Here is a 10,697-nt window from a genome sequence, read left to right as displayed (position 1 = left end):
TTATTCCGGCATAGCTCAGTTGGTAGAGCACCTGACTGTTAATCAGGTTGTCGACGGTTCGAGCCCGCCTGCCGGAGCTATGTCTGAGTGCTAACAACAATTGCCGTTAGCACTTTTAATTTATCGTCATTTTGCCGGCTTAGCTCAGCTGGTAGAGCATCGGTATCGTAAACCGAGGGTCACAGGTTCAAGTCCTGCAGCCGGCATAAATTTTTTATTCATTCTTAATGATGATTAAACCTTTGGCATAGCAAATAACGGGTGAATAGAATCTAATGGTGTGCTTGAATATGCACATACATACATGAAGACACAAGAATTTATTTCTTGTGTCTTTTTTTATATTGCAAGTTTTATGTTAAACTTGGATCAGTGTTACATTTCATAACATAGGTTATTGACGCTTATATCAATAACGAATAGAATGGTGTCATATCAAGGAGATATGCGTATGAGTGAAAAAGTACTGAGGAAATCTTTAGCGGTTCTGCCAATGGGAACGGTTATGAAGCTTACTTCCTTATCATCCAGACAAATAAGGTATTACGATGATCATGGCCTTGTTCATTCTAAACGAACATCAGGAAACCGACGTTTGTATTCATTAGATAATGTGGACCAAATTCTTGAGATTCACAACTATCTTATTGAAGGAATGACAATTGCTCAGGTTAAAAGAGTATTTGAGAAACAACGTCGTCGAAAACTTTTACATAGTGGTGATAAATCACTTAGTGATGAAGATGTCCGCGAATACTTGAAAGACGATATTTTAAAAGCTGGACGCTTGTATGATGATTCTGATTTAAAGCAACAGGGTAAGTATTTAAAATAAGGAGACTACTTATGGTACATGATTATACAAAAGACGACATTCGCCAAATGGTGAAAGATGAAGACGTCCGATTTATTCGACTAATGTTTACTGACTTGATGGGCAGCATCAAAAACGTTGAGGTACCCGTTAACCAACTAAACAAGGTTTTAGATGGTAAGATTATGTTTGATGGATCTTCAATTGATGGTTTCGTACGCATTGAGGAAAGTGATATGTACCTGATCCCTGATCTTTCAACGTGGATGGTCTTCCCATGGGGTGACGAACACGGTAAGGTTGCTCGTCTGACATGTAGTGTTCATACATCAGATGGCGAGGTATTCGTTGGTGATCCAAGAAATAATTTAATGCGTGTTCTGGATGAAATGAAAGAAATGGGCTTTTCTAACTTTAACATTGGCCCAGAACCTGAATTCTTCTTGTTCAAAATGGACGATAAGGGCAATCCAACCACTGAATTGAATGATCACGGAAGTTACTTTGATTTGGCACCAATGGATTTAGCAGCCAATATTCGTCGTGATATGGTTCTTGAATTAGAAAATATGGGCTTTCGAGTTGAGGCTTCTCACCATGAAGTAGCATCTGGACAACATGAAATTGATTTTCAGTACGACAACGCCGTGGTTACGGCAGATCATATTCAAACCTTTAAGTTAGTTGTAAAAACAGTTGCTAGAAAGTATGGATTATACGCCACTTTCATGCCAAAGCCACTGAATGGTATCAATGGATCTGGGATGCACATCAACATGTCATTGTTTGATAAAGATGGTGACAACGTCTTTTATGATAAAGATGGTGACCTGGAATTATCACAAACGGCTTACTACTTCTTAGGAGGACTTTTGAAGCACGCTAAAGCATTAACTGCCGTATGTAACCCAATCGTTAATTCTTACAAGCGACTAGTTCCTGGCTTTGAAGCACCGGTCTATGTGGCATGGTCGGCATCTAACCGTTCACCATTAGTTAGAGTTCCTGCTAGCCGTGGTCTTAGCACCCGCCTTGAACTTCGAAGTGTTGATCCTTCAGCTAACCCATACTTAGCAATTGCATCAATTCTTGAAGCTGGTTTAGATGGTATTAAAAACAAAATCGAACCAGGTGAACCAATTGACCGTAATATCTATCATATGGATGGCAAGGAACGAAAATTAGATCATATTGAAAACTTACCTTCTACCCTTCATAATGCGCTTAAAGCATATGAAGCTGATCCACTTATGAAGAAAGCCATGGGACCTCACATGTATCAAAATTACTTGGATGCAAAGAACATGGAATGGAATGCTTACAGACAAAACGTTTCTCAATGGGAACGCGACAGATACCTAGATATGCTATAAAAAAACACCAACAGAGCGTTGGTGTGATTAAGGAATTACTTTTTAAGCAGTTTAACAATTTCAGCTAGATATTGATCAGTAAGGCTCGGTTCTTGAGCCTTCTTTTCTTGCTTTTTTTGATTTTTATTAGTTAATTTGTTGATAAATTTGACCAATAAAAAGACGATGAAAGCAATCAGCAGGAAATTGATGACTGAGTTTAGAAATAAGCCATATTTTATCTTTGCTTTTCCAACGGTGATGGCAAGTGATGAAAGATCGATTTTTCCTAAGAACAGTCCAATAAACGGGTTAAAAATGTTATTAACCAATGAAGTCACGATCGAAGTGAAGGCAGACCCGATGATAATTCCGACGGCCATGTCAACCACATTCCCTCGTGATATAAATTCTTTAAATTCCTTGAACAATGTATTATCCACTTCCTTTTCCTTGATAATCACTATTCTAACAAATTTTTTGTCGAGATATGATTGTAAATGAAAATCAAGAATGGTATTATTTCTGATAATTGTTAAAAGATTGACAGGAGGAGATTTTATGAACGGACAAGGCGAGAAGAGTCTCGACCATGCGTTCTTTGGGCAGCCAAAAGGGTTGCAAACACTGTTCTTCACTGAAATGTGGGAACGATTCAGTTACTACGGGATGCGTGCAATTCTTTTATACTACATGTATTTCTCAGTCGCCAAGGGTGGATTAGGATTTTCTCCAACCACAGCAGCTTCAGTTATGGCAATTTACGGTTCACTGGTATTTCTAACTTCAGTGTTAGGTGGTTATTTAAGTGACCGAGTTTGGGGGAGTCGAAAGACCGTTCTGTATGGTGGAATTTTAATTATGTTTGGGCACGTGGTACTTTCATTACCATTTGGTGCCGGAGCGTTGTTTATTTCCATTGTCTTAATCACTGTTGGTACTGGACTGTTGAAGCCAAATGTTTCAGAAATGGTTGGTGCCTTATATGGTGAAAATGATCCAAGACGTGATACTGGATTTACCATTTTTGTTTTTGGGATTAACTTAGGTTCGTTCATCGCACCAATCTTAGTTGGGACCGTCGGAATGGACTTTAATTTCCATGCTGGATTCTCACTAGCTGCGATCGGAATGTTCTTTGCTTTAATTTACTACTACTTTAGTGGTAAAAAGACTTTGAGTATCGATGGTCTCTATCCAAGTGATCCCTTAGAACCAGATGATTTGAATCGTTTAGTTCTTGAAATTATTGGTGGCTTAGCTGTATTTGCCGTTATTATCGCGGGGATGTGGTACTTTAAAGTTTTGAGTATTGATAACTTTGTTTTGTTATTGAGTATCATCGCAATTTTAACCCCAATTATTTACTTCGTTGTTATTTTGAGAAGTAAGAAGGTTACTAAGACAGAACATTCACGGGTTCTTGCCTATATTCCATTATTTATCGCTGCTGCGGTATTCTGGGCCATTGAGGAACAAGGATCCGTTGTTTTGGCTTTGTTTGCTGAAAATCAAACTAACAATAACCTTGGATTTTTGCACATTAATGCTACTTGGTATCAGTCACTTAACCCATTGTTCATTATGCTGTACACACCACTGTTCGCATTCTTATGGACATATCTGGCTAAAAGAAAAGAAGAGCCCAGCTCCCCAGTTAAGTTTACGTGGGGAATGTTTTTCGCTGGATTTTCGTACTTATTTATGATGATTCCAATTTTCCTATTTGGTTCATCAGCTAAAGTTAGCCCATTATGGCTAATTGGTAGTTGGGCCATTGTTGAAATTGCCGAAATGTTGATTTCACCAATTGGGCTTTCCGTTACCACCAAACTTGCTCCGAAAGCATTTGAATCACAGATGATGAGTATGTGGTTCTTAGCGGATGCTGCTGGTCAGGCGGTTAACTCACAAATCGTTAAGTTCTACACTCCGGGACACGAAATCGCGTACTTTGGAATCGTTGGACTTGTAGCCATCTTGTTTGGAATTGTCTTATTATTGATGATCAAACCAGTGAAAAAACTGATGGATGGAGTAAATTAAAATCACTATAATGAAAGGCGCTGTAAAGTTAGCGCCTTTTATTTTTTGAAAAAAAGTATTGACTAACATCATGATCCCGTGTAATATAATAAACGTTGATTCGTTACTACGAATTACTCATTTATTATGGAGGGGTAGCGAAGTCTGGCTAAACGCGGCGGACTGTAAATCCGCTCCTTCGGGTTCGGTGGTTCGAATCCACTCCCCTCCATTGATTCTTGGGCTATAGCCAAGTGGTAAGGCAACAGGTTTTGATCCTGTGATGCGCTGGTTCGAACCCAGCTAGCCCAATACTAATTATTGGTGTAAAATCGACTAACAAATGTTAGTCGATTTTTTTATGCCAAGGTAGGAGTAATTATGACAGTACCTGTTTATATTAAAATTCATGATGATATTAAGAGTAAGATCGAAGACGGAAGCTGGAAAGTGGGAACCCGGATTCCATCTGAAAGAAAACTATCCGAACAGTACGGAGTAAGTCGGATGACGTTCAGGCAAGCTGTTCAAGCGCTCGTTGAGGATGGAATATTAAAACGGATTGCCGGCTCAGGAACGTACGTTACTAACCAAAAGGTTCAAGAAAAGATGTCCGGAGTAACCAGCTTTACTAACATTATGCTGGCTCAAGGAAAAAAGCCATCCACCAAAACCTTGTCATATAAGATTGTTGAGCCCACCTTTAAGGAAGCCTCCGTCTTGGGGCTGAGTCAGGATGATCGGGTTTTGCGGATGAATCGGATTCGCTATGGGGACGACATTCCAATTTGCTATGAAGTGGCAGCTGTTAATGCATCGATGGTCGAAGGGTTAAGTGAAGAAGACGTTTCTAGCTCCCTGTATCGTTCTTTAGAGGACAAGAAGGGACTTCGTCCAAGAAGCGCGAAGCAATTTATTTCGGCGATTTTAGCGACTGATCGGATTGCTGATTTACTGGATATTGAGGTTAAGGCACCCATTCTTAAGCTAAAACAGATATCTTATCTTCAAAATCAGCAACCATTTGAGTTTGTTCAGGCTCAGTACGCTGCTGAGCGATTTGAGTTTTACCTAAATAAATAAAAAAGAGCCCTACTAACGAGGGCTCGTAAAGTTGGATGAGATCACTTCTCATCCTTTTTTTGTTTTCTAACTAAATTTAAAAATTCAGGAATGGCTAGCATTCGTTTAAAACGGGTGGGTTCTTTAAAAAGGCGATAGAGCCATTCGATGTGATGATTAATCCAGAACTTAGGAGCTCTCTTGACGTGTCCAGCTAAAACGTCAAAGCTGCCTCCAACCCCAATCCACAGCCCGTTATTTTTATTGCGATATTTTGCGATAAATTCTTCTTGCATAGGGAAACCGGTCGCAACAAAAATCATGTCAATGTCGTTGTTTTCAATGTTGTTAATGATGGGAGTATCGTTTTTAAAATAACCGTCCTGCATCCCCACAATTTTTAAATGTGGATAGTTAACGGTTAAGACTTTTCGTAAATCAAATACGACATCGGGTTTGGCTCCCAGAAAATAAGCTGACTTGTTATTTTGGTTTCCCCAAGTTAACAGTGCTTTAAAAATGTCATAACCGGTGATTCGTTCTGGCATTGGATCATTTAGCATTTTGGCACCCTTGATAATGCCAATCCCATCTGGCACGACGTAAGTGGCGTCTTTTAAAACTTTTTGGTAGTGAGGATGACGATCAGCATAAACGACGATTTCTGGATTGGCGGTTACCACAAACGTGTTTTGGTGGTCGTCTATTTGGGATTCAATCACCTGCATAAATTCGGTGAAAGTCGTGTTAACAAAGGGGATGGAAGCGATGTCGGTGGTCGGAAATTTGTGCGTCATTTGTTAGCCTTCTTTTTGGTTATTATGTGATATAATGTGCAACGAGTAACAACAATAGTTTAGCCTGAAAGGGCTAGAGGAGATTAAAGATGTCAACATTACAAAGTCCTAATAATTTAACTTTACACACTGACTATTATGAAATCAATATGATGGCAACTTATTTTGAAAAACATATGCAAAATCGTCATGCTGTATTTGAAGTTTTTTTTAGAGACATGCCCTTTGGAAATGGATATGCCGTCTTTGCAGGATTAAAACACATTATTGAATATATCAACAACCTTCACTTCACTGATGAGGACATTAAGTATTTAAAGTCAATTAGCGATTATTCCGATGAATTTTTAGATTATCTTCGTAACTTTAAGTTTACTGGGACAATTCGTTCTGCTGTTGAGGGTGATTTAGTTTATAACAACGAGCCCATTGTTCAAGTTGAAGGAACGATTGCGGAATGTCAATTAGTTGAGACCGCTATTTTGAACATGGTGAACTATCAGACTTTAATCGCTACTAAAGCGGCCCGAATTCGAATGGTGGCTGGAAATAATCCTTTAATGGAGTTTGGTAGTCGTCGAGCCCAAGAGGTTGATGCAGCACTGTGGGGAACCAGAGCGGCATACATTGGTGGGTTTAACGCGACTTCCAATGTGTTAGCCGGTAAGGAATTTGGCATTCCTGTCAGCGGAACGATGGCGCACTCTTTGATTGAATCATTTGGAAATGACTATGATGCATTTATGGCATACGCCCAAACCCATAAGAACTGTACTTTTCTGTTAGACACCTTTGATACCATTAAAAGTGGGGTCCCAAATGCAATTCGAGTTGCAAAAGAAATGGGCAACAAGATTAACTTTCAAGGTGTCAGAATTGATTCCGGTGATATGGCGTACTTATCAAAAAGAGTTAGGGAAATGCTGGATGAAGCTGGCTTTAAGGATGTTCAAATTGTGGCTTCCAACGACCTTGATGAATACACCATTAGTAGTTTGAAGATGCAAAATGCCAAAATCGACTCTTGGGGAGTTGGGACCAAGCTAATTACGGCTTTTGACCAACCCGCACTTGGTGCGGTTTACAAGCTGGTCTCAGTTGAAGATGAACAGGGTCACATGGTCGATACCATTAAACTTTCAAATAATGCTGAGAAGGTTTCCACTCCAGGTAAGAAGCAAGTTTGGCGGATTACTGAAAAAGACGACGGTAAGTCTGAGGGAGATTACATCACACTTGATGGTGAAGATCCACGTGAACAGTCTTCCGTGTACATGTTCCATCCGCATTTCACGTACATTAACAAGACTATTACCAACTTTAATGCTCAACCGCTCTTACAAGATATCTTTAAAGATGGAAAGCAGGTATATCAAATGCCGACGTTAGAGGCTACTAAGCAGCATGCGACTGACTCTTTGAAGGCACTCTGGCCAGAGTACAAGCGTCAGTTAAATCCACAAGATTACCCAGTTGATCTTTCTAAGAAATTATGGGACCACAAGATGAGTTTGATTAATGAAATTCATAATGGGGTTGAGCAAAAATTAGAGTAGGTGATAGTAATGGATGAGAAACAAAAACGACTGCAAAAACAGATTATTAATGCTTTAAGGGTTCAGCCAAAGATCGATCCTGAAACAGAAATTAGACGTAGTGTTGATTTTATTAAGGATTACGTTAAAAAGAATTCGTTCATTAAATCAGTAGTACTGGGAATTTCTGGTGGTCAAGATTCCACTTTGACGGGAAAATTGGCATCGATGGCAATGAATGAATTAAGGGAAGAAACGGGTGATACTGAATATCAGTTTATTGCGGTTCGCCTTCCTTATGGTGAACAAGCTGATGAATCGGATGCTATGGAAGCCATTGATTTTATGGATGCTGATCGGGTTGAACGCGTCAATATCAAGGGTTCAGTTGATGCGATGATAAAAGCAGTTGAAGCTAACGGTGATGCTGTCTCTGATTTTAATAAGGGCAACGTTAAAGCTCGGACGCGGATGATCGCACAGTTCACCATTGCTGGTGCCAATCAAGGGATTGTACTTGGCACTGATCATGCCGCCGAGGCGGTGACTGGTTTTTACACTAAATTTGGTGACGGTGCCTCTGATATTGTTCCAATTTGGCGACTGGATAAACGACAAGGTCGTGCGCTTCTTAAGTACCTTGACGCACCTAAAAACCTTTACGAGAAAACCCCAACGGCGGATCTTGAAGATGATCGTCCAGCTCTTCCAGATGAAAAAGCACTTGGGGTTAGTTATAAAAATATTGATGACTTTTTAGAAGGCCAGGACATTAGTTCTAGTGCAGCTAATGTAATTGAAAATTGGTATTTGAAAACTCAACATAAGCGACACCTTCCCATTAATGTTTATGATACGTTTTGGAAATAAATTTGATTACAATAACTCCGTTAATTATTTAATGGAGTTTTTATTTGAAAGATTATGGTGAAAAAATGGAAAAAACTTTAATTGATCAAACTGCAAAAGCGTTACCACACATTTCGAAACGACAAATTCAACAAACCTTAGAAATGCTTGAGGATGGTAATACCGTTCCGTTTATTGCACGATACCGCAAAGAGAGAACCGGTAATTTGGATGAGGTTTCTATTCGAAAACTTGAGGATACTTATCAGCGTCTAGCAAAGCTGAGCCACCGAAAGGAAGAAGTGGTAAAAAAGGTTGACGAAGAAGGCCAATTAACCAAGCAGTTAAAACAAGACATCTTAAATGCTGACAGTATTCAGATTGTGGAAGACTTGTATCTGCCATATAAACAAAAACGAAAAACAAAGGCGATGGTTGCAAGGGAACGGGGATTAGAGCCACTTGCAACTGCAATTTTAAAGTTTCAAAATGAGCCATTAAAACAACTGGCAAAGTCCTTTATAGATGATGATCACGACGTTAGTTCCGTTAATGACGCTTTAGATGGAGCCCGTGAAATCATTACGGATGCCATTGGAAACAACGCTAAGTTTCGGGAATGGATTCGAAACTATACCTTAAAAAACGCTATGCTGGCGGCAAAGGTTAAACCTAAAGGAAAGGTCAATGACGAAGGTGGCGTTTATGGTGATTACTACGATTTTAGTGAGCGAGCCAAAACGGTTCCGAGTTATCGGGTTTTAGCAATCAATCGTGGTGAAAAAGCAAAGGTATTGACCGTGAAACTAGATGTTGATGTTAATGCCATTATGCATTACATTGATTTTCATGTGGTTAGTAATCATAATGGTCCCGCAGTTGACTTTGTTAAAGACGCTTCAAAAGATGCTTATAAGCGCTTCATCGGTCCTGCCATCGAACGTGAAATTCGTTCCACTATGACTGAAGCCGCAGAAAATCATGCCATTGAAGTGTTTGGAAGAAATCTGTATCACCTGTTAATGCAGGCGCCAATCAAGGGTAAGGTGGTTCTTGGTTTTGACCCAGCGTACCGAACGGGATGCAAACTAGCGGTCATTGATGCAAACGGTAAATTCTTGGCAAAGGAAATTATTAAAGCCACTAAACCAGCGACAGAAGCACAGCAAGCGCGAGCTAAAGAACAATTGATTGACCTGATTAAGAAGTATCACGTTCAAATGATTGCGATTGGTAACGGAACCGCGTCACGCGAATCGGAACAATTTGTAGCTGATGCAATTAAATCCATTGATTATCCGGTTCACTACGTAATTGTTAGTGAAGCTGGAGCATCAGTATATTCTGCTAGTAACAATGCGCGAAAAGAGTTTCCTAACCTTCATGTTGAGGAACGTTCAGCCATTAGTATTGGAAGACGACTACAGGATCCACTTTCTGAGTTGATTAAGATTGACCCCAAAGCGGTTGGGGTTGGTCAGTACCAGCATGATGTCTCTGAAAGTAACCTTGATGCACAGTTGGATCGGGTGATTGAGACCGCCGTTAACCAAGTCGGGGTCAACTTGAACACCGCTAGTCCAAATCTACTTGAACACATCTCGGGATTAACTAAATCCACTTCACAAAATATTGTTGAATATCGAGATGAAAACGGTGCTTTTTCTAACCGTAATCAATTAAAAAAAGTTAAACGATTAGGACCAAAGGCTTTTGAACAATCAGTTGGATTTTTACGTATCATTAATGGCAAGAATCCATTGGACAATACTGATATTCACCCAGAAAGTTATCGGCAAGCTAAACAAATCTTGTCAGCAATGGGACTTACAATTGATAATTTTAGTTCTGATGAAGGTCGAAAAAAGCTTGAAAAAGCAAATGAAGTTGATTTATCACAATCACTATCAATTGATCAGCAGTTGGTCAAAGATATTTTAGCTAGTTTGAAAAATCCCGGACGTGACCAACGTGATACGATGCCGAAGCCGTTACTTAAATCGGATATTATGAAGATTGAAAATTTGAAATCAGGAATGAAATTACAAGGAACCGTTCGCAATGTCACTGATTTTGGTGCGTTTGTTGACATTGGGGTAAAACAGGATGGTCTCGTTCATATTTCCAAAATGAGTGATCGATTTATATCGGATCCAGCAAAGCTTGTTTCTGTTGGTGACATTGTCGACGTGTGGGTGTTAAGTGTTGATTTAAATCGAAAACGAATTAAACTTTCCATGGTTGGTCCAGAATAGGAGCGAAC

The 10,697-nt window shown here is 39.6% G+C and carries 9 protein-coding genes and 4 tRNA genes; 11 read left to right on the top strand and 2 right to left on the bottom strand.

The window, feature by feature from the left end; genetic code table 11:
* Positions 1–4 precede the first annotated feature (4 nt).
* The 4 genes from AC6UDF_RS07090 to glnA all read left to right on the top strand — a co-directional run bounded on the left by AC6UDF_RS07090 (position 5) and on the right by glnA (position 2,187).
* Positions 5–77 (top strand) — tRNA-Asn (locus AC6UDF_RS07090).
* Between the two features lie 56 nt (positions 78–133).
* Positions 134–206: transfer RNA gene (locus AC6UDF_RS07085), tRNA-Thr, on the top strand.
* A 245-nt stretch (positions 207–451) separates the two neighbouring features.
* Complete coding sequence (locus AC6UDF_RS07080) at positions 452–835, top strand: MerR family transcriptional regulator (protein ID WP_500694500.1); 384 nt, start codon at positions 452–454, stop codon at positions 833–835.
* Between the two features lie 11 nt (positions 836–846).
* Positions 847–2,187, top strand: a complete 1,341-nt coding sequence (glnA, locus tag AC6UDF_RS07075; RefSeq protein ID WP_500694499.1) for a type I glutamate--ammonia ligase — start codon at positions 847–849, stop codon at positions 2,185–2,187.
* A gap of 35 nt (positions 2,188–2,222) precedes the next feature.
* On the opposite strand, the gene mscL is transcribed toward glnA, so the two are convergent.
* A complete protein-coding gene (gene mscL, locus AC6UDF_RS07070) occupies positions 2,223–2,597 on the bottom strand; it encodes a large-conductance mechanosensitive channel protein MscL (protein WP_500694498.1) in 375 nt (124 codons plus the stop codon).
* Between the two features lie 130 nt (positions 2,598–2,727).
* On the opposite strand from mscL, the gene AC6UDF_RS07065 reads away from it, so the two are divergent.
* From AC6UDF_RS07065 to AC6UDF_RS07050, 4 genes are all read left to right on the top strand, one after another.
* Complete coding sequence (locus AC6UDF_RS07065) at positions 2,728–4,212, top strand: peptide MFS transporter (RefSeq protein ID WP_500694497.1); 1,485 nt, start codon at positions 2,728–2,730, stop codon at positions 4,210–4,212.
* A gap of 128 nt (positions 4,213–4,340) precedes the next feature.
* A tRNA-Tyr gene (locus AC6UDF_RS07060) sits at positions 4,341–4,423 on the top strand.
* Between the two features lie 8 nt (positions 4,424–4,431).
* Positions 4,432–4,503, top strand: a tRNA-Gln gene (locus tag AC6UDF_RS07055).
* A 69-nt stretch (positions 4,504–4,572) separates the two neighbouring features.
* Positions 4,573–5,274, top strand: coding sequence for a GntR family transcriptional regulator (locus tag AC6UDF_RS07050; RefSeq protein ID WP_500694496.1), 702 nt, complete (start codon positions 4,573–4,575; stop codon positions 5,272–5,274).
* A gap of 41 nt (positions 5,275–5,315) precedes the next feature.
* On the opposite strand, the gene AC6UDF_RS07045 is transcribed toward AC6UDF_RS07050, so the two are convergent.
* Positions 5,316–6,050 (bottom strand): WecB/TagA/CpsF family glycosyltransferase, encoded by a 735-nt coding sequence (locus AC6UDF_RS07045; RefSeq protein WP_500694495.1) that lies wholly within the window; start codon positions 6,048–6,050, stop codon positions 5,316–5,318.
* Positions 6,051–6,139: 89 nt separating this feature from the next.
* Between AC6UDF_RS07045 and AC6UDF_RS07040 the strand changes: the two genes are divergently transcribed.
* From AC6UDF_RS07040 to AC6UDF_RS07030, 3 genes are all read left to right on the top strand, one after another.
* Positions 6,140–7,606 carry a nicotinate phosphoribosyltransferase gene (locus AC6UDF_RS07040; RefSeq protein ID WP_500724173.1) on the top strand — a complete coding sequence of 489 codons (1,467 nt, stop codon included), beginning with the start codon at positions 6,140–6,142 and terminating at the stop codon, positions 7,604–7,606.
* Positions 7,607–7,615: 9 nt separating this feature from the next.
* On the top strand, positions 7,616–8,455 hold the full coding sequence (gene nadE, locus AC6UDF_RS07035; protein ID WP_500724171.1) for an NAD(+) synthase: 840 nt from the start codon (positions 7,616–7,618) through the stop codon (positions 8,453–8,455).
* A 65-nt stretch (positions 8,456–8,520) separates the two neighbouring features.
* The gene (locus AC6UDF_RS07030) at positions 8,521–10,689 is read left to right on the top strand and encodes a Tex family protein (RefSeq protein ID WP_500724176.1); all 2,169 of its coding nucleotides are present in this window, start codon (positions 8,521–8,523) and stop codon (positions 10,687–10,689) included.
* The last annotated feature ends 8 nt before the right edge of the window (positions 10,690–10,697 follow it).

This window comes from Fructilactobacillus sp. X2R6C1 (assembly GCF_059901295.1).
The sequence above is the reverse complement of the archived record's forward strand: the minus strand, read 5'-3'. Positions and strand labels throughout refer to the sequence as shown.